The organism is uncultured Aquimarina sp., assembly GCF_947492965.1.
GTDB lineage: Bacteria > Bacteroidota > Bacteroidia > Flavobacteriales > Flavobacteriaceae > Aquimarina.
Genome location: NZ_CANLOZ010000002.1, coordinates 520,838 through 540,767, shown reverse-complemented (window position 1 = coordinate 540,767; position 19,930 = coordinate 520,838). Strand labels below are relative to the sequence as shown.

Below are 19,930 nucleotides of genomic sequence, written 5' to 3'. Positions count from 1 at the left end.
AAGTTTATACTTCTAATGCTATCTGAACTGCTTTTTCTGCGTGAATTTCTGTGGTGTTGAAAACAGGAAGATCTACGTCGTTTTGCTGAATCAATAGTGGTATTTCTGTACAACCAAGAACTACACCTTCGGCACCATCATTTTTAAGTTTAGCGATAATATGTTTAAAGGTTTCTCTTGAATCATCTTCAATTTTTCCAAGTACCAATTCGTCGTATATGATTCGATGAATTTGTTCTCTATACGCTAACTCAGGAATGATTACCTCTATACCGTACTTATGAAGTACTGTTTTATAAAAATCTTTTTCCATCGTGAATTTGGTGCCTAGCAATGCCACTTTTTGTAATCCCTTAGATTTGATTTTACTAGCTGTAGCATCTGCTATATGTAAAAACGGAATTGTTGTGTTGTTTATAATTTCTTCGCTACATAAATGCATTGTGTTTGTACAGAGAATTATAAAATCTGCTCCGGCTCTTTCCAATTGCTTGGATGATGCAATCATATGTTTAGCAAGTACTTTCCAGTCATCTTTTTTCTGAAGTTTTTCTATTTCTGCAAAATCAACGGATACCATTACTGATTTTGCAGAATGATATCCACCAAGTTTATCTTTTACTAGTTTATTTAGTAATTCGTAATAGATAGCTGAGGATTCCCAACTCATACCACCAATTAAACCTATAGTTTTCATTTGTTTATGTTTATTTTTGATTGTTCAATGAAGTCTTCGTATAAATAATTAGATTCACCTATTCACTGTGGTTTATTTCATTGTTTAAAAGTTTATATTTCTATGTTACCGATTAAGTAAGGAACGGCATATCCGCTTAAAAACACTCTATCTTGTTCTAGTTTGCAAAACAATTCTCCACCTCTCTTAGAAAGTTGGCTAGCATGTAGTTTAGTTTTTCCTAATTTTTCTGCCCAAAAAGGAACTAATGCTGAATGAGCAGATCCCGTTACTGGATCTTCTAAAGGGATGTCTGGATTAGCATCAAAAACTCTAGATACAAAATCAGATGTGTTTCCTTCAGAAGTAATAATAGTACATAAATAAGGAAGCCCTTTTAGTAATTCTAATCTAGGTTCTTCGGTTATTATTTCTTCCTCGGAAGCTACAGTTAATAATAAATCTCTTCCAGCAAACGCTTGGATGGGAGTGGAGTTAAATGCTTTAAAAACCTCTTGAGGGATATCAATCTGTTTAGGTGGTCGTGATGGAAAATCTAATGTGATACTACCATTTTCTTCCTTTTTAGCTTTTAAAATGCCGCTTTTTGAAGAAAAAGTAATTTCGTCGATAGAAATGTCCAAATAATTAAAAATAACAAAAGCAGCAGCTAAAGTAGCGTGACCACATAGATCAATTTCGGCATAAGGCATGAACCATCTAATTTCATAAATATCATCTTTCTTTACAAAATATCCAGTTTCGGCTAAATTGTTTTCTATGGCAATATTTAGTAGAGTTTCATCGTCTAACCAATGTGGTAAATGACATATTGCTGCTGGATTACCTCCAAATAACTTTTGAGTAAAAGCATCTATTTGATAAATAGGAATTTTCATGAGTTTAATTTTAAAATGGATTTGTTATTGTTTTAGTTAATTGCTAATGTGCTATTCATATTTTTTGAATACTTGTCCTGTTTTATTACTGGTAATTGCTTCCGCGTATACTTTCACAACATCGGATATTTCTACTGGGAAGTAACCAGCAAATTTTTGATCTTTGGGAAAATCACCCGCTATGGCTCCAGGAGCTACGGTATTTAGTCTAATGCCTCGTTCTAATTCCTGTGATGCACTATGCACAAAACTATGTATTGCCCCATTAACTAGAGAAAGGGCAGAAGCTTTTGGTTCATAATGTTCGGCTAAAATACCCGTAGTTAGTGTTATAGATCCATCATCATTTAAATAATCTTTAGCTATGTGTATAAGATTTACTTGCCCCATTAATTTGCTCTGTATTCCTATATAATGATCTTCTTCTGTTAAATCTTGAAAGTGTTTCCAAGAAGCGGTACCTGCAGCATTTATAACAGCGTCTAACTTTGGTAACTTTTCAAATAGCGATATAATAGATTCTTTGTTTGTTATGTCTACTGGATAGGTATTACTATTTCGATGTGCGCCAAAAACTTCATGGGAATCTTTTAAATGATGATACACTTCTTTTCCAATAGTTCCAGTAGATCCAATTATTAAGATTTTCATAATTATATATTTAATTTTATAAATATGTTGTTGTAAATTTTTTATAAATTATTCTTCATTTCGTTTATATACTCTTGTATTGTTTTCTCATTTCTTTGGAAATAAGTCCATTTACCGTGTCTAGTAGGTATGAGTAAACCAGCTTTATGCATAGTAGCAAGATAATTAGAGATTGTAGGTTGTGATAAACCTGATTTTTCTTGAATAAATTGACCGCAAACCCCAAAATCAAAGTGACCTAATTCGGAATGAGGTGGGAAGTTACTAGCCGGATCTTTAAGCCATTTTAAAATGTCTAAACGGGTAGCATTAGCTAAGGCTTTTTTAATTTCTAATACTTGGTCTCTTTTCATAAGACAAATATACATATTTAATTTTGTAAATATGTGTATTTTGTACTCCTATGTTTTGTTTACTAGATATCTCTAATTAACACATTACTATATCGATCTATGTTTTTTAATACCATATCGCTTCCTTTTACTACTACTTCTAGAGGGTTGTCACCTGTATAAACAGGTAATTCTGTAGTAGTAGAAAATCGCTTATCTAGACCTCGTAATAAAGATCCTCCTCCTGTAAGAAAGATTCCTGTATTATAGATATCTGATGAAATTTCCGGTGGAATATCTGATAAGGTTTCTAAGACAGCATTCTCGATTTGAGTAATTGATTTATCCAAACTTTTAAAAATTTCTTTATACGTTAAGAAAGTTTGTTTAGGCTTGCCAGTAAGTACATCTCTTCCTCTAATCGTGGTTTTTTTCGGTGGCGATTCCAGAACGTTGATGGCAGATCCTACTTTAATTTTAATTTCTTCTGCTGTACTTTCTCCAATATGTAAATTATGTTTTTCTCTTACATATTGGATGATATCATTATTAAAAACGTTTCCAGCAATTTTTACGGACTGCCCAGAAATAATCCCTCCAAGTGTAATGACTGCGATATCTGTAGTACCACCACCAATATCAATAACCATATGTCCTTTAGGTTGCAATACATCGATTCCTGCGCCAATAGCTGCTGCCATGGGTTCCGAAATTAGATATACATTTTTGGCGTTAAGACGTCTTGCAGATTCTTTAACTGCTCTCATTTCTACTTTCGTAATTCCGCAGGGAATGGCAATAATCATCTTATATGATTTTATAAATATGGCATTGCTGATATCAGAAATTTTTTTGATCAATATTTTTAGCATTTTTTCTGATAAATCAAAGTTGGCAATAACGCCATTCCTTAGCGGATATAGGGTTTTAATATTTTGATGGATTTTACCACGCATAGAGCTGGCTTCTTTTCCGACTGCTATTATTTTTCCACTTAATCTATTAACCGCAATAATAGAGGGGACATCAATTGCTATTTTACCTTTATGAGAAATTAAAGTATTGGTTGTTCCTAAATCAACAGCAATTTTATTGGTTAGAAAGTCTAATAAGCCCATGTTTTGTGTGTTAAGTTAGTTTTTAGATTTGAGTTGCTAATTGATAATAACTCCAAGATGGTTATTATATTGTCAGTTATTCTTTAAATAACTGATATTCAGTTTTTTGTAACATTTTAGTGCTTTTAGTGTAATTCTTAGGGATTTGCAATGATGTTTTTCAGCTAATAAAACATATGCGATATTGGTTTTTAAGGTGTTTTAGGTTTTATTTAAACGGTTATAAAATTTTTATGGCTAACTACCGTTTTCCAGTTAGTTTCTTTTATTTTTGCTGCTGATGACGCGTAACTACATATTTCTAGTATTCCTGTTTTTAACCACATTTACCTATTCACAAATAGGAGGTAGGTATACGTATCAATTCCTTAATTTGGTTTCTTCACCTAAGCAAGCTGCCCTTGGCGGTAAGTACGTTACCGGTTATAGTATGGATCCTACAGATGCTATGTTGAATCCTGCTGCGATCAATAGTGAGATGGATAACCAACTGTCCGTAAATTATGTTAATTATATAGCAGATGTAAATTATGGGTCAGTAGCTTATGCTAAAGCATTTGGTCGGAATAGACAGATGTTTCACGCTGGAGTTACATATATAAATTATGGAAGGTTTGACGGGTTTGATGAGTTTGGAAATGAGACAGGAGATTTTGGAGCTGGTGAAGTTGCAATCTCAGTAGGTTATGCTTATACGATTCCTAATTCTAATTTTCATGTTGGGGCTAATGGAAAATTTATTTCCTCTAAATTAGAAGAATATACTTCTATCGGAGGGGCTCTTGATGTAGGTTTGATATATCATAATCCTGATACAAAATTTGATTTTGGTTTTTCAGTAAGAAACTTGGGAACACAGTTTACAACCTATGATGAAACGAGAGAAAATCTTCCTTTATCTGTAGATATGGGAATTGCACAAACATTAAAAAATGTCCCTATACGATGGAATTTAACATTAGAGAATTTACAGGTTTGGGATGTAGCTTTTAGAAATCCTGCTAGAGATATCACCGACTTAGAAGGTAATGTCGAAGCTGATGATCCAAGTTTTTTTAATAATGCTCTGCGTCATGTAGTAGTAGGATTAGAGTTTTTTCCCGAAAGTGGATTTAATGTTCGATTAGGATATAATTTTAGAAGATCAGAAGAATTAAGAATAGTTGACCAACGATCTTTTGCAGGATTAAGTGGCGGTTTTTCTCTGAAATTGGGAAAGTTTAGGTTCGCTTATTCCTATGCGCGTTATAATTCGGCAGCATCTTCAAGTACTTTTGGTGTCAACGTAAACTTACAATAGTGAATAAAAAAATTATCATTGCAATAGACGGGTATTCTTCGACTGGAAAAAGTACCGTAGCACGACAACTTGCTAAAAAATTAGGATATATATACGTCGATACCGGTGCAATGTATCGTGCCGTTACCTTGTATGCCATGAAACAAGGATATATTGGCAGTGATCATTTTTATCAAGAAGCATTAGAAAATAGCCTTCCTTTAATACAAATAAAATTTGAAGTAAATCCTGAAACTGGACTGGCAGAAGTTGTTCTGAATGATAAAAACGTAGAAAAAGAAATTAGAACGCTTGGAGTATCTAGATTAGTAAGTCCTGTAGCAGCGGTATCCAAAGTTCGAAAGAAGTTGGTAGAACAACAGCAATTGATGGGCAAAGATAAGGGGATTGTTATGGATGGAAGAGATATTGGAACGGTAGTTTTTCCGGATGCCGAGTTGAAGTTGTTTATGACAGCAACGGCAAAGGATAGAGCAGAGAGAAGGTATAAAGAACTTGTAGAAAGAGGTGATCAAGTAACCTATGAAGATGTTCTTAAAAATGTAGTGAATAGAGATCATATAGACAGCACAAGAAAAGATTCTCCACTTCGCAAAGCGGAAGGCGCTATACAAATTGATAATTCTAATCTAACATTAGATGAACAATTTCAGCAGATTTTAGACCTTGCTCAAAATACTATTGAAAAAAAATAACCAATAACTACTGATTTATTAACTTAAATCATTCGGTACTTTTTGTTTCTCTTAGTTGGTAGTAAAACATCTTACCTTTGATGTATTCTATCAGCTCTTTTGGTTCGTCTTTTTCTTTTATCAAAAGAACTCTATTTAGGATTAAGGTTTTTTCCTTTACCGTATGTTTAAGAGGAATCGAAGTATCTGAAATGGCATACAAAGGTGTTTCTTTAAGAATTTTATATTCCTTACCATTATTTAATACTACAGTTTTATTAGATTCGAAGATGATATTTGTTTTAGATAAAACTTGTCCATAGCCAGATATCCCAATCGCTAATGCAACTAAAAGTATAATTGATCTCATATCAAAACCTGATTTGGTGAAGTGTAATTACGGTAAAGCCGTAAAATTAGTGATTTTATTTTTTTAAATCGCCAAATCTTGATAATTAACGAATGTTTAGAGTGTTTATCCTACTTTTATAGCAAAAAAAGATCTTCTTAAATAGTTAAGAAGATCTAATTATATATGATATCTAATATGTCTTATAGATTAGGGATGATCAATTCTTGATCTGGGTGGATTACGTCAGGATTTTTTAAGATATGAGTATTTGCCTCAAAAATTTCCTTGTATTTCATAGGATCTTTGTAATAATGCTTTGCTATTTTACTTAAAGATTCTCCACTTTTTACTGTATGTCTATGGTAAACAGAATTATCAGCTACATCTATATCTGCTTCAATATCTGATGGAGCTTCTCCACCGATTTCTTTAATCTTATCCCAAAGTTGGTTTTTTTCATATTGCGTGTTAGCAGTTCCTTTTACTTTAAGAACTCCATTCTCTTCAGTTACATCCCCGTTTTGAATATTTAATTCCTGTCCAAGATCTAAAACATCTTGATATTTTGCTTTAACCATAACTAAGTTGATTTAAAATTATTAATTAGATTTACTCAAATATAATAATTTATACAGTTGATTTTAGCATATATGAAGATTAAAAAAGAGGAAATAATCGACAAAATGCAGAATTTATCTATATTCGAATTGTTATAAAAATTAGTTACATGTTTCGAAAACGTTTCTATTACCTTATTCAACTTCAATATTTAGGTTTTAGATATCATGGTTGGCAAAAACAGCCTAACGTGAATACTTTGCAAAGGATGGTGGAACGTACTATTACGTATGTTTTAGATCATAAAGATTTTAAAGTTTTAGCTGCAGGGAGAACAGATGCCAAAGTATCTGCGAATGAAGCGTATATAGAATTGTTTGTGGATCATAAGCAACTAGAGTTAAAGGATTTCTTTGTACTGTTCAATCAAAATTTACCCCAAGATATTAGGGCTTTGAGCATACAAGAGACAGATGAGAATTTTAATATCATACAACATCCCAAGATCAAAGAATATGTATACTTATTCTCATTCGGAAAGAAATTTCATCCATTTTCTGCGCCTTTTATGTATAATGTAATGGAAGATTTGGATATCGAGAGTATGATGCAGGCAGCAACCTTGTTCGAGGGTAAGCACAATTATAGATCTTATTGCCATCGTCCTAATGAGAATACAATCGTTCATGGAGAAATTTTAGTTTGTGAGATTACAAAGAATGATTTGTATAAGGCTAATTTTTTTCCAGATACAAGTTATATGTTAAGAGTTAAAGGTGTTGGTTTTAAAAGAAATCAAATACGATTGATGATGGGCGCTTTATTAGATTTAGGAAAGGGTAAAATTGATTTAGAATTTATAAAAAATACATTGGATCCAAATCATGAAAAAATAACTTTAGAACACATTGTTCCTGGTTCTGGTTTGATATTAAATTCTGTGGAGTTACAGGAATAAAATATTTGAATACATTATTAATTGGTGATGCATAGTTTTACAAAAAATATGTGATTAGATGAAAGTAATATCAACAAATATCGGAGAACCTCAAACCATATCTTGGAGAGGAAAAGAAGTAAAAACAGGTATTTATAAGTATCCTGTGGATGAATCTATTTTTTTAGATAAAGAAGATGTGAAGGGTGATCATGTGATTGATAGAAGAGTTCATGGAGGTGTAGACAAAGCTTGCTACTTATATGCTGCAGAGCATTACCCTTATTGGAAAGAGAAGTATCCAGATCTCGATTGGAATTATGGTATGTTTGGCGAAAACCTTACAGTTTTGGGATTAGATGAGCGTATTATTCACATCGGAAGCATATATAATCTTGGTGAAGCTGTGGTTCAGGTAACGCAACCAAGACAACCTTGTTATAAATTGGGAGTTCGTTTTGGAACCCAAACTGTTTTGAAACAATTTATACAAGCATTAATGCCAGGCGTATATGTAAGAGTATTGACAGCTGGTTTGGTTAAAAAAGATGATGTCTTGATTCCGCAAAAGCTACATACAGAAGGAGTTTCTATTCAGGATATGTACAAACTTTTTTATGACCAGAATTCTCATGAAGCTTTGGCCAAAAAGGCAATCGATGATCCTTTCGTTACTACAAACAATAAAAAAAATATCCTAAACCGCTACGGAAGCTCAATTTCTAAATAGTATATGGATGTTCGTAGAACCAAGAATCTCATTATTGGAGCGGGACCTGCAGGTCTGGCAGTAGCAGGACGTTTTAGAAAACAAAATATTCCTTTTGAGATCATCGAGCAAACTGATAAAATAGCTTGGAGTTGGCATAACCATTATGATCGATTGTTACTACATACGGTAAAAGAGCTTTCTCATTTGCCTCACTTAGAGTTTCCTGTAGATTATCCTAGATATGTGCCTAAAGCTAAATTAGCAGCATATTATGAGACATATGCGGAACATTTTGATATTCGACCTCGTTTTAACACCACTGCAAATTCAGTAAAAAAAGAAGAAGACTATTGGGTCGTTGATACGAATAATGGTTCATACAAGGCTCATAATGTTATTATTGCCACTGGTATAAATAGAACTCCTTTTGTACCAATTTGGGAAAATCAAAGTGATTTTCTTGGATCTATTGTACATAGCAGGGATTATAAGAATGCTTTGCCTTTTAAGGGTAAAAAGGTATTGGTTGTAGGTATGGGGAATACTGGCGCTGAGTTAGCATTGGATCTTAGTGAGCATGATATAGATATTAGTATATCTGTACGAAGTCCATTATTAATTGTTCCTAGGGATATTAATGGCCGTCCAGTACAGATTACTGCTAAAAAATTGGAGAAATTACCTTTTGGATTAGGAAGATGGATTGGAAAGCAAGTTCGAAAAATTGTCATTGGAGATCTTTCTAAATACGGAATCTCTATTTCTAAAAAAGATCCAATTGATCATCTGAAGCAAACAGGTAAAACGCCAGTAATTGATCTCGGGACCGTAAGACAAATTAAATCTGGAAAAATAAAAGTGGTAGGAGATATCAATTCCTTTTATGAAAAAGGTGTAAAGCTTAGAGACGGAACTAAAATAAGTGTTGATGTTGTGATCTTAGCTACTGGATATCGTGCTAAGGTTGAGCAGTTTATTGAAAACACGGATGGTTTATTAGATTCATACGGAGTTCCTAAGAATGTAATAGGAACAGGGATTCATAAAGGTTTATATTTTGTTGGTTTTGATAATAATAAACTTGGCGGAATCTTAGGAACTATTGTTAATGATTCTAAGATTATAGTAGATGATATTCTTAGAAAGACTACATAGTTTTTCACGGTTTACGGTGTTTTATGTTTTCCATGTATACATGAAATTTGATTTTTGAAAATCAGTATAAAATGAAGAACAAATTCCTACTTATAGCATTCTTTTTTATTGGGTATGTTTCAATCGCTCAAGAGTTCTTTAAGCCCTTCGTTGATTTTTACGGTGATAATTTAGTAGTGGACAACTTTCCTGCTATTTCTAACGATGGATCACATTATTTAATAGAATATAGTCAATATTCCTGTTGCATATCTACCGAAACAAAGCTACAAAAGATTAGCGCTAAAGATGGAAGGGTTTTAGATGAAATTATGTTATATCCAGGAGAAGAAGCAACAGAATTTTTAGTTCAAGATTTAGAAACAGCTTACAAGGAGGTGCAGAAGCTTTTGGATAGTAATAACTACTGAACGTTGAAAGAAATTACGAAGTTTAATCATCTTAATGATATCAATAATAAACATAAGATTACTTTTACTCTCGAGGATCAAAAGTATACAAGTGATAAAATTCATCTTCGTAGAATATCATCTCATGGTTTTTGTTGTAATGGAGGTACAGATATAAATGAGAACTGCCAGTTATACCAAAGTATTGTAAATGTTTGGTTTTCTAAAGAACATAATCTTTTACTTATAGAATCTGGTATTATTCATGGAATGGATGGTTGTGATCAAGGTCCTTCTTATCAGCTAATTTCGATAACAGATCATTAACTACTAGGCTGATTCTTTTTCTAAAATGGCAAGTGCTAATTTAATCGTATTATAATCCATTGCTTGTTCAAAATGCTCGAAGTAGGGTTTTAATGTATCCGGATTATCCAACGCTTCTTTCGCAACTCTTACAGCTTTCACATCTTCTTTAGCTATGAATGTATTGAGATCTATATCTTCTCCATCATTATATAATTTCATAATATGAGAAAAAATGGTGGATTGCGCTAGTTTTCTTACTTCAGCAATTTCTTCGATAGATAGACCTTGTTGATATAAAGTTAGAGTTTCTTTAAATGAGTTTCCTTTATTTTTAGCCGGCTTTTTTTTCTTTTTTGTTTTTTCGGATGAATAATCAATGATAGCTTTAATAAATTGATATCCATAATTTTGCATTTTCAATCTACCCACACCGCTGATTTGCATAAATTCTTCATCACTCATCGGTCTTACTTTTTCCATTTCTTTAAGCGATGCATCGTTAAAGATTTGATAAGCAGGAATTCCAGCTTCCTTTGCCAGTTGCAATCGTAGTTCTCTTAATTTGTCGAATAATGTATTTGCTGTTCGCTGTTTCGTTTGTTGTGCAGCAGTTTCTTTAATTTTTTCAAATTCTGCTAAATTCGCCAAACTTACTTTTTCACCTTCGAATAATACCTTTTTTGAAAGTTGGGTGAGTTTTAGTTTATTATTTTGATGAAAAGCGATTTCCAGATATCCCTGATTAATCAATTGGATGATATATTGCTGCCAATCTTGCCATGATATATCATTGGCAATTCCGTAGGTCTTTAGATGTTGATATCCTTTATCAATTACCACAGCATTCTGAGCACCTCTAAGAACATCAATAATAGTTCCCATAGGTTCTTCTTCTTTTATTCTAACTACTGTAGATAGTGCTTTTTGAGCAATTATGGTTCCATCTATAAAACTCGGAGGATTTTTACAAACATCGCAATTACCGCAATCTTCTTCAATCAATTCGCCAAAATAACTTAACAGTATTTTTCTTCTACAACTTAAAGAATCAGCATATTGCTTCATTCTATCTAATTTTGCCATCTGTACTTCATGATTACCAGATGTTGTGGCAAATTTTTGTAATTGAATAACATCTGCAAAACTATGAAAAAGTAGGGTGGAAGATGGTAATCCATCTCGACCGGCACGACCAATTTCCTGATAATACCCTTCTATGTTTTTAGGTAAATTGTAATGAATCACCCAACGAACATTAGATTTATCGATTCCCATTCCAAAGGCAATGGTAGCACAGACTATATGTGTTGTGTCATTTATAAAATTCTCTTGTACTAAAGCTCTTTTTTCATGTGCAATACCTGCGTGATATGCTTCAGCATTAAAACCTTGATTTTGAAGTTTTTCTGCAAGCATTTCGGTAGTTTTTCTACTCAAGCAATAGATAATACCTGCTTCTTCAGTTTTATCTTCCAGAAAATCAAATATTTGTTCTATTCTTTTATTTCCAGGACGAACTTCTAAACTAAGGTTTTTTCGATCAAAAGATGCTAAAAACAATTTGGCATTAGGAATGTTTAATTGTTCGCAGATATCTTTCCTTGTTGCCTTGTCTGCTGTAGCAGTAAGTGCAATAATAGGGACATCATTAAAACGTTTTTTTAGATATCCTAATTGGGTATAAGCAGGTCTAAAATCATGTCCCCATGCTGAAATACAATGAGCTTCATCAATAGCGATTAAACTGATTTCTATCTGAGAAAGAAGATTGTCTATAAAACTTAAGCTTTCTGGCGCTATGTATAGTAGCTGAATTTGATTTTCCTGAAGCTGAGTATAAATCTCTTGTTGTTCATCGTCATTCTGACTACTATTTACATAGGCAGCTTGTATACCATTAGCCTTTAATCCATCCACTTGATCTTTCATTAAGGCAATCAAAGGCGAGATAACTAAAGTAATTCCAGGAAGTAAGAGAGCAGGTAATTGATAACAAATAGATTTTCCGCCACCAGTAGGCATAACAACCATGTTGTCATTACCAGAAAATATAGAATTTACAATATCTTCCTGTAATGGTCTGAAGCTGTCATACCCAAAATACTCTTTGAGCGTAGCGTAAATTTGTTCTTTCTCTGGCATAGTTGCAAAGAACGGAAAAAGGTGGCAAACCTAAACTTTCGAAACTAAAGTTTATGAATTATTTCTCAAGTCTAAACATGTTGATCTAATAAAATGGCATTGCCATCAGGATCTGTTAAAACAACACTTGCAGGACCTTTAGAATCTTCGTCGGCTTCTTTTTGTAGTGGGATACCTTTATTTTTTAAATGTTTTTGAATTTCTCTAACATCATCGAAGTTTTCTAGAGTACTTGCGTTGTGATCCCAACCTGGATTGAAAGTGATGATATTATTTTCAAACATTCCCTGAAAAAGGCCAATTAAGGTGGTTTCATTTTTCATAATGAGATAGTTGTTCTCCAAACTTCCTGCAAAAACTTCGAATCCTAAGTTTTCATAGAATTCTTTGGAAACATTAATATCTTTTACACTTAAACTAATCGAAAAAGCTCCTAATTTCATATCTATATGGTTTGGTGGTTATTTTATAAATGTAAAGAAATTTAAGATGAACTGGTTAAATACTCAATTGAAAATTAAATACTTGTAATTAATCGGGATTTGTGTTAGAAACAGTTTTATACAGTTTTTACCTTTTTTCTCATAAATCCCAAATTTTATATTTGGGAACATATAAAGAAACAGAGACCTTTCAATTAGACATCGATACCCTACGATTTCGTATTGATTTCTGACAATTGTTATTTTCTAAATGTTGTCAATTCACCGTTTTCTATATAAACAATGGCATCAAAATGTTCCAGCCATTTAGTATTAAGGTGTTTTTTTGGTCCGCTCCATAAGTTTGCCAGAAATTTTTGATTTTTTAAGTCATTATTAATTTTAACAGCGTTTTCTATATCAATGAAATAATCTTTGTTTCGGTCTGGTAAGTAATAAAGTAAGCAATTCTTTTTTTTAGCTTGTTTTGATTTTTTTTAATTTTCGGTAGGGCATTTTGATAGAAGCAAAAGCAACGTGATAAGAGTTATTTTGATTTGCTTTTAAGAATTCACAACCCATGGTAGCCTCTCCCATATAATCACTATCCGTTTTTGCAATATGCGCATTAGCGGCCCAAACTATGAATTTTTTGTTTGGAAATTGTTTTGATAAAAAATCTAAGTTATCAGCCATTTGTCGGTCTCTGTTTGCCATACCGACTTTAATATCTTCTGTCGTATAGATTATTACACTGCTCTTAAGGTTTTTCAAAGATTGTAAAAGAAATGGCTCACCTAATGTATTTACTATTTGAGTGATTTGATCAAGTTCATTTAGATATGAGTTGAGTTCAGAATTTGTAATATTCTTTTTTGCATTAAACTGATAATCAACTAAATATTTCGTTTTCGAGATGAATGATTGAGTTAGAGGAATTTTCAATTCATTTAACTTTTCTTTTAATTCAAATTGAAAATTTCTTTTTGAGTAATTAGAATGTAATTGACTGTCAATTCCCCAAATATTAATGTTTTTTTCCTTGATAAAATCAAACAGTTCGATACATTGATTTGCTCCATACCAAGTCCAATAGATGTTTCTTGGATTTTTGTCTAGATACAACCCATAAAAGTCGGATTCAAAAGCAATATTTTTAAATCCTAGTTCCTCAACTAGATATTTTACAAATTTTGTTTTGTAAACTAAGTCAGATCCTGATTTATGAAACGATTCACCTAAAAAAACAAATTGTTTGTTTACAAGGTTTTCTTTGATGATTTCTTTTACAATATTGGAGATCTCATTGTTTTCTGAAAATAAATTGTGAGTGTTGTCTTGGATTTGACTTATACACACATCTCCAGAATACAATAAAATCAAAAGTATAAACAGATGTTTTTTCATAATTTTTGTCAACGATTAGTTTACTTACTCCTCAAACAGAATCGCCATAGATATTGGTGGGATAGAAACAGCGTTTTTAATCATTTCTTCTCCTTCAAAATCAAAATCATCACCCAACACTGCTACACGCCAGAAACCTTCTAGCATATAGGTTAAACGCTCTGGTTTGGCATTGTAGATCACATAAATGTTCTTCCATTTATCACCATTAGCATGATTGCTGATTTTATAACTAATCAACCCTTTAGAGTCTTTTACAAAGGTTAGTTTTTCTCTTACTTCATCCGCAGTATCCATCCTAAAAGCAGGGTGCTCTTTTCGTAATCGGATTAGATTTTTGTAATAGTCAACAACATCAGCATTGTTGCTTTTCCAATACCAATCGATCTGATTAATACTATCTGGTAAATTATAAGAATTATGCTCTCCGTTTTTAGTACGCAACATTTCAGATCCAGCATGCATAAAAGCAATTCCCTGAGAGGTCATAACGATAGCATTGGTAAGTTTTTGCATTGCAACCAATTCTTCATCCGTAGTATCTTCTCTGGAAATTTTTAGTTTGTCAAAAACGGTATGATTATCATGACAAGAAACATAAGAAACTGACTGCCAAGGTTCGTTTGCCCACGGAGCTTTCGAGTAATTTACTTTGTCGTAAGCAATTTGTGGATGTTTAATAGCTCCTACAATCCCCATTTTTACAGATTCTTCGGTGTTTTTAGCCCCACTTACAAAACCAGTACTTTTTTCTTCAAAAACAGATCCTTTTAAACCATCTCTAAGGTCATCACTAAATGCAGAAACTTCAGGCATTTCTAAAGTATTTTTTTTCAGTGCTCTTTTTTCAATCGGTAGAGGAGAATCACCAGCAGTCCAACCTTCGCCATAAATAAATATGTTTGGGTTTACTGATTTTACATTTTTAGCAACTTTATTCATAGTTTCGATATCATGTATTCCCATTAGATCAAAACGAAAACCATCTAAATGATATTCTTTTGCCCAAAAAGCTACGGATTCGATGATATACTTTTGCATCATGATACGATCCGATGCTGTTTCGTTTCCACAGGCAGACGCATCAGAAAATTTACCATCTTCCCACTGGCGGTAATAATATCCAGGAAGCTCTAAATTAAAATTAGAGTTTTCTGTTCTTCCAGTATGGTTATAAACGACATCCAAGATGACACCAATTCCATGATCATGGAAAGCTTTTACCATTTGTTTAAATTCCTTGATTCTTACTTCAGCATTATAAGGATCAGAAGAAAAAGATCCTTCCGGAACATTATAGTTTTGTGGATCGTATCCCCAATTAAATTGTGGAGTATCTAATTTTGTTTCATCAATAGAGTAGTGGTCATACGTGGGTAATAGGTGGACATGCGTGATACCTAATTCCTTTAAATGATCAATTGCAGTACTAACATTTTCTGGTCCTTTGGTTCCTTTTTCCACCAATCCTAAATATTTTCCTGGTTTACTGGATCCAGATTGCGGATGAATTGTCATATCTCTGATATGTAATTCATAGATAATAGCTTCATTAGGACTTTTTATGGTTGGTCCTTTATCTTCATTCCATCCTTCGGGATTTGTAGCATCAAAATCTAATACCATCGCTCTTTTACCATTGACACCAGTGGCTGTAGCATAAATACCGGGAGTTTCTTCTAACCAATTCCCTTCATGCATGATTTGATAGGTATAATAGGTACCATTTAGATCTTTATTGATTTTGGTACTCCAGATACCAGTTTTTACATCAAGATCTAAAGAAATGCTTTCTAATGCAGAACCTCCGTCACCATTTTGGAATAAGTGTAATTGAACTTTTTCTGCAATAGGAGACCAAATCTTAAAAGTAGTAGTCTCTTTGGTGTAATCAACCCAAAGATTTGTTTCTGAAGGAGTAGGGTATTCCTCAAAACTGGAATAGGTTATATTTTTTTCTGTGCATGAGATACTACAAGATATAACAAAAAGGTATAAAAATATACGTTTCATTTACTGGTTTGTTTTTTATAGAAAGAATCATCTTAAGTGCCAATCTAATTAGATTGATATACTTAATCCCATCCTAACTACTGCTGGTTGATTAATTGGTTAAATGGTTATGCTAGGAATTAAGAGTAGTGTAAATTATGAAAATAAATCAGAACTTAAATATCGATCTCCACGATCACAAATAATGGCTACTAAAACACCGCTTTCTAAGGTTTCTGCTAGTTTTAATGCTGCGGTTACAGATCCGCCACTACTCATCCCAGAAAACACACCTTCTTCTTTGGCCAACTTTTTGGCCATTTCTGTAGCTTCTTCCTGGCTAACTTCAATTACCTGATCTACTTTTGAAGGATTAAATATTTTAGGAAGGTATTCTTTTGGCCATTTTCTAATTCCCGGAATTCTGGATTCATCAGTGGGTTGTACTCCTACAATCTGAACGTCTTTAGATTGTTCTTTCAGATAAGTAGAAGTCCCCATAATAGTTCCTGTGGTTCCCATAGAGGATACAAAATGTGTAATTTGCCCTTCTGTATCTTTCCATATCTCTGGACCAGTAGTCTTGTAATGAGCTTTCCAGTTATCATCATTGGCAAATTGATTCAGCATGATGTACCCTTCGTTTTTTACTTTAGCTTCAGCATAATCGCGTGCACCTTCAATCCCTACATCCTGAGAGGTAAGGGTTACTTTGGCTCCATAAGCTCTCATGGTTTGCACACGCTCTTTCGTAGAGTTTTCGGGCATTACCAACTCAATATCCAACTTAAAAATACCAGCAATCATCGCTAAGGCAATACCTGTGTTTCCACTAGTAGCTTCGATAAGTTTAGAAGATTGATCAATATCTCCACGATCTAGAGCAGACTTAATCATATTATAAGCAGCACGATCTTTGACGCTTCCGCCAGGGTTGTGACCTTCTAATTTTAGATATAATGTAATATTTGGATTTTTAATTAAGGAAGTAGCTTTTACCAAAGGCGTGTTTCCTATGAGGTCTAAAATGCTATGGGACATTAAATAACTTTTTTGATCTTTATTTCTGAAGTATTTGATATAACAGAGTTTTCTGGTACAGATGATGTAATCCAAGCGTTACCACCAATGGTACTATTAGCACCAATTACAGTACTACCACCAAGGATAGTGGCATTGGCATAAATTGTAACATTATTTTCTACAGTAGGATGTCTTTTTACATTTCGTAGTTTTCTATCTACATATAAACCTCCTAAAGTAACTCCTTGATAAATTTTTACATTATCTTTTATAATGGCAGTTTCACCTATTACAATACCCGTTGCATGATCAATGAAAAACGATTCTCCAATCTCTGCACCAGGATTTATATCTGTTCCTGTAAGTCTATGAGAATATTCGGTCATCAATCTTGGTATTAATGGTAGGCCAAATTTTAATAATTCATGACTTAATCGATAAATAGCAATGGCGTAAAATCCAGGATAAGCAAGATACACTTCCTCTATAGAATTAGCTGCAGGATCACTTTTCATAAAAGAATCTGCATCCTTGTTTAATTTTTCTAATATTTCTGGTAGTTTCTCTAAATAGGATTGCCAAATTTTACTACAAGGTTTTTCAGTTTCCCAACAGGCAAGATCAACTAGCTCCTCGAAAGTTTTTTCGAGAATGTCTATATTCTTTTCTACTTCTGTATCAGAATCGAATAAAGTGTAGAAAAGAAGATTAGTAAAATACTCTGTTCTTTCTTTTAATTTTAGCTTTAGATTAGGATTCTTTTTCTGCTCCTTAATCTTAGCTATAACCTGATCTTTTTCTTTAGTCATTGTGCCTGTTTTGAAAAGTCTAGTAAATATATAGAATAAAGAAATAGAGAAGTCCTAATTCTTTGTAAATACTTACATTTTTTACGGAATTATAACATCTCGCTTCAAAAATTCCGATTTATACATAAAATTACGTTAAACTTAGTGATGCCTTATAGATTTTAGTAATTTTAAATGCCAAACTTTATATATGAATACGATACCAAAAACCGCTTTTGAGTTTCTAAAAGATCTAAAAAAAAATAATCACCGTGATTGGATGCAAGAACATAAAAAGCGATATCAATCTAATGAGAAGGAACTAAAAGCTTTTTATGCTGCAGTTGTAGATAGATTAAATGAAGAGGATGAAATAGAAAAAACAAAAGTTTTTAGAATTAATAGAGATATTCGATTTAGTAAAGATAAGACACCTTATAATGTACATCGAAGTGCAAGTTTTAGTCGTGCTGGAGCGCATAGACGTGGTGGCTATTATCTTAGATTAGAACCTGGAAATTCCCAGATGGCTGGTGGTTTTTTTGGTCCAGAACCTAAAGATTTACTACGTATAAGAAAGGAATTTGAAATGGATGATCAAGAAATTCGTGAGATTTTATCTAATGTAGAGTTTCAAAAAGCGTTTGGAGGGTTTAATACAGATTATCAGGTAAAAACTGCACCAAAAGGTTTTAGTAAAGAACATCCTGCGATTGATTTGATAAAAAATAAGTCCTTTTTTGTTACCAAGAGCTTTACGGATAAAGAAGTCTTTTCAGAAGGTTTTTTAGATAATCTTACATATCATTATAGACTTTTACGACCTTATTTCGACTATATGAGTGATGTATTGACAACGGATCTAAATGGCGTTTCTCTGTTAGAGTAATTCGTGTAATTTTTTACCAGTATTTGCGACTATTAGAATCGAATTTTAACCACAACATAAATCAACAAAATCTTAAAAAATGAAAAGAATAGCAATAAACGGGTTTGGACGAATCGGGCGAGCTGCACTAAAAGTAATTATGGATCAACCCGAATTAGAAATAGTCGCTGTGAATGATTTAATGACCATTGAAAATGCACAGTATTTATTAAAATACGATAGTGTATATGGAATCTATGATAAAGAGGTAACAATCGAAGGTGATTCTTTGATAATAGCTGGTCAAAAAATTAAATATTTGACACAAAGAGATCCCGAACTACTTCCTTGGAAAGAAAACAATATTGATGTTGTCATAGAGAGTACAGGTTTTTTTACCAATAGAGAAGATGCTGAAAAGCATATAAAAGCTGGTGCGACAAATGTTGTAATTTCCGGCCCTACTAAAAGTAAAGATACACCAACCGTAGTGCATGGAGTGAATACAGAAGATGGAAAAACAGCTATTTTCTCTTGCGCGAGTTGTACTACCAATAATATTAGTCCAGTAGTCGAAATATTAGGAAGAACCATTGGAGTTAAAAAGGCAATATTAAATACAATACATGCCTACACGGCATCACAAACATTGGTAGATGCACCATCGAAGAAAAATCCGAGAATGGGAAGAGCAGGAGCAGTAAATTTAACGCCAACTACTACTGGAGCTGCTATAGCCACTACAAAAGCTTTACCACAATTTGAAGGTAAGTTCGACGGAATAGCAGTAAGAACACCTGTTCCTGTAGGTTCTGTTAGTGATGTTACATTTATTGCAGAAAGAAATACAACTGCAGAAGAGATCAATAAAATACTAGAAGAAGAAGCCAAAACTGATAGATATTTGAAGGTATTGGATGTTACCTATGAACCTATAGTTTCTTCCGATATACAAATGAATCCTTATGCATCTACCGTAGATGCTTCTATGACTAGAGTAGTAGATGGAGATTTAGTGAAAATTATGATCTGGTACGATAATGAATGGGGATTCACAAATCAGATGATCAGACAGATATTGGAGTTATAATATTAGAATTTGATACAAACCAAAGTATGAAGACTTTTGTTTGTAATAATTTTAACACAAACTAAACTTTCGTATTATATTTTTGAGATCTTATTGGCACCACTAAAGGGTTTAATGCCATATTATTTTTAAAACA

Annotated in this window: 22 protein-coding genes; 9 read left to right on the top strand and 13 right to left on the bottom strand. The window is 32.9% G+C overall.

What is annotated here, in order from left to right; genetic code table 11:
* Positions 1–4 precede the first annotated feature (4 nt).
* The 5 genes from Q1B37_RS06780 to Q1B37_RS06760 all read right to left on the bottom strand — a co-directional run bounded on the left by Q1B37_RS06780 (position 5) and on the right by Q1B37_RS06760 (position 3,676).
* The gene (locus Q1B37_RS06780; RefSeq protein WP_299897033.1) at positions 5–697 is read right to left on the bottom strand and encodes an aspartate/glutamate racemase family protein; all 693 of its coding nucleotides are present in this window, start codon (positions 695–697) and stop codon (positions 5–7) included.
* A gap of 92 nt (positions 698–789) precedes the next feature.
* Positions 790–1,575, bottom strand: coding sequence for a PhzF family phenazine biosynthesis protein (locus Q1B37_RS06775; RefSeq protein WP_299897030.1), 786 nt, complete (start codon positions 1,573–1,575; stop codon positions 790–792).
* A gap of 51 nt (positions 1,576–1,626) precedes the next feature.
* Positions 1,627–2,226 carry a short chain dehydrogenase gene (locus Q1B37_RS06770; RefSeq protein ID WP_299897028.1) on the bottom strand — a complete coding sequence of 200 codons (600 nt, stop codon included), beginning with the start codon at positions 2,224–2,226 and terminating at the stop codon, positions 1,627–1,629.
* A 41-nt stretch (positions 2,227–2,267) separates the two neighbouring features.
* On the bottom strand, positions 2,268–2,579 hold the full coding sequence (locus Q1B37_RS06765; RefSeq protein WP_299601176.1) for a helix-turn-helix transcriptional regulator: 312 nt from the start codon (positions 2,577–2,579) through the stop codon (positions 2,268–2,270).
* Positions 2,580–2,641: 62 nt separating this feature from the next.
* Entirely contained in the window at positions 2,642–3,676 is a 1,035-nt protein-coding gene (locus Q1B37_RS06760) for a rod shape-determining protein (protein ID WP_299897024.1), read from the bottom strand.
* Between the two features lie 280 nt (positions 3,677–3,956).
* Between Q1B37_RS06760 and porQ the strand changes: the two genes are divergently transcribed.
* A complete protein-coding gene (porQ, locus tag Q1B37_RS06755) occupies positions 3,957–4,976 on the top strand; it encodes a type IX secretion system protein PorQ (RefSeq protein WP_299897021.1) in 1,020 nt (339 codons plus the stop codon).
* Positions 4,976–5,671: a (d)CMP kinase gene (gene cmk, locus Q1B37_RS06750; protein WP_299897018.1), complete on the top strand. Its 696-nt coding sequence runs from the start codon at positions 4,976–4,978 to the stop codon at positions 5,669–5,671. Before porQ ends, cmk begins: the two co-directional genes overlap by 1 nt.
* Positions 5,672–5,699: 28 nt before the next feature.
* Here cmk and Q1B37_RS06745 read toward each other — a convergent pair whose 3' ends face one another.
* Both Q1B37_RS06745 and Q1B37_RS06740 read right to left on the bottom strand, forming a co-directional pair.
* Entirely contained in the window at positions 5,700–6,020 is a 321-nt protein-coding gene (locus Q1B37_RS06745; protein WP_299897015.1) for a hypothetical protein, read from the bottom strand.
* Positions 6,021–6,202: 182 nt separating this feature from the next.
* On the bottom strand, positions 6,203–6,580 hold the full coding sequence (locus tag Q1B37_RS06740; RefSeq protein ID WP_299601188.1) for a LysM peptidoglycan-binding domain-containing protein: 378 nt from the start codon (positions 6,578–6,580) through the stop codon (positions 6,203–6,205).
* A gap of 149 nt (positions 6,581–6,729) precedes the next feature.
* Here Q1B37_RS06740 and Q1B37_RS06735 point away from each other — a divergent pair, with 149 nt between their 5' ends.
* The 5 genes from Q1B37_RS06735 (at position 6,730) to Q1B37_RS06715 (ending at position 10,080) form a co-directional block, all read left to right on the top strand.
* Positions 6,730–7,518, top strand: a complete 789-nt coding sequence (locus tag Q1B37_RS06735) for a tRNA pseudouridine(38-40) synthase TruA (protein WP_299897013.1) — start codon at positions 6,730–6,732, stop codon at positions 7,516–7,518.
* 58 nt (positions 7,519–7,576) lie between these two features.
* Positions 7,577–8,227 (top strand): MOSC domain-containing protein, encoded by a 651-nt coding sequence (locus tag Q1B37_RS06730; RefSeq protein ID WP_299897010.1) that lies wholly within the window; start codon positions 7,577–7,579, stop codon positions 8,225–8,227.
* Positions 8,228–8,230: 3 nt separating this feature from the next.
* Positions 8,231–9,364, top strand: a complete 1,134-nt coding sequence (locus Q1B37_RS06725) for an NAD(P)/FAD-dependent oxidoreductase (protein ID WP_299897007.1) — start codon at positions 8,231–8,233, stop codon at positions 9,362–9,364.
* A 71-nt stretch (positions 9,365–9,435) separates the two neighbouring features.
* Positions 9,436–9,774, top strand: coding sequence for a hypothetical protein (locus Q1B37_RS06720; RefSeq protein WP_299897004.1), 339 nt, complete (start codon positions 9,436–9,438; stop codon positions 9,772–9,774).
* Between the two features lie 3 nt (positions 9,775–9,777).
* Positions 9,778–10,080 carry a hypothetical protein gene (locus Q1B37_RS06715; protein ID WP_299897001.1) on the top strand — a complete coding sequence of 101 codons (303 nt, stop codon included), beginning with the start codon at positions 9,778–9,780 and terminating at the stop codon, positions 10,078–10,080.
* 3 nt (positions 10,081–10,083) lie between these two features.
* On the opposite strand, the gene recQ is transcribed toward Q1B37_RS06715, so the two are convergent.
* The 6 genes from recQ to epsC form a co-directional block, all read right to left on the bottom strand.
* Positions 10,084–12,204, bottom strand: coding sequence for a DNA helicase RecQ (recQ, locus tag Q1B37_RS06710; protein WP_299896998.1), 2,121 nt, complete (start codon positions 12,202–12,204; stop codon positions 10,084–10,086).
* A gap of 71 nt (positions 12,205–12,275) precedes the next feature.
* Positions 12,276–12,647 (bottom strand): VOC family protein, encoded by a 372-nt coding sequence (locus Q1B37_RS06705; protein WP_299896994.1) that lies wholly within the window; start codon positions 12,645–12,647, stop codon positions 12,276–12,278.
* 456 nt (positions 12,648–13,103) lie between these two features.
* Positions 13,104–14,033, bottom strand: coding sequence for an erythromycin esterase family protein (locus Q1B37_RS06700; RefSeq protein ID WP_299896991.1), 930 nt, complete (start codon positions 14,031–14,033; stop codon positions 13,104–13,106).
* Positions 14,034–14,057: 24 nt separating this feature from the next.
* Positions 14,058–16,046, bottom strand: coding sequence for a type I pullulanase (pulA, locus tag Q1B37_RS06695; protein WP_299896989.1), 1,989 nt, complete (start codon positions 16,044–16,046; stop codon positions 14,058–14,060).
* 135 nt (positions 16,047–16,181) lie between these two features.
* The gene (gene cysM / locus Q1B37_RS06690; protein WP_299896986.1) at positions 16,182–17,066 is read right to left on the bottom strand and encodes a cysteine synthase CysM; all 885 of its coding nucleotides are present in this window, start codon (positions 17,064–17,066) and stop codon (positions 16,182–16,184) included.
* Complete coding sequence (gene epsC / locus Q1B37_RS06685; RefSeq protein ID WP_299601218.1) at positions 17,066–17,857, bottom strand: serine O-acetyltransferase EpsC; 792 nt, start codon at positions 17,855–17,857, stop codon at positions 17,066–17,068. Before epsC ends, cysM begins: the two co-directional genes overlap by 1 nt.
* Positions 17,858–18,047: 190 nt before the next feature.
* Between epsC and Q1B37_RS06680 the strand changes: the two genes are divergently transcribed.
* Positions 18,048–18,725: a DUF2461 domain-containing protein gene (locus tag Q1B37_RS06680; RefSeq protein ID WP_299896985.1), complete on the top strand. Its 678-nt coding sequence runs from the start codon at positions 18,048–18,050 to the stop codon at positions 18,723–18,725.
* Positions 18,726–18,804: 79 nt separating this feature from the next.
* Positions 18,805–19,794 carry a glyceraldehyde 3-phosphate dehydrogenase NAD-binding domain-containing protein gene (locus Q1B37_RS06675; RefSeq protein WP_299896983.1) on the top strand — a complete coding sequence of 330 codons (990 nt, stop codon included), beginning with the start codon at positions 18,805–18,807 and terminating at the stop codon, positions 19,792–19,794.
* The last annotated feature ends 136 nt before the right edge of the window (positions 19,795–19,930 follow it).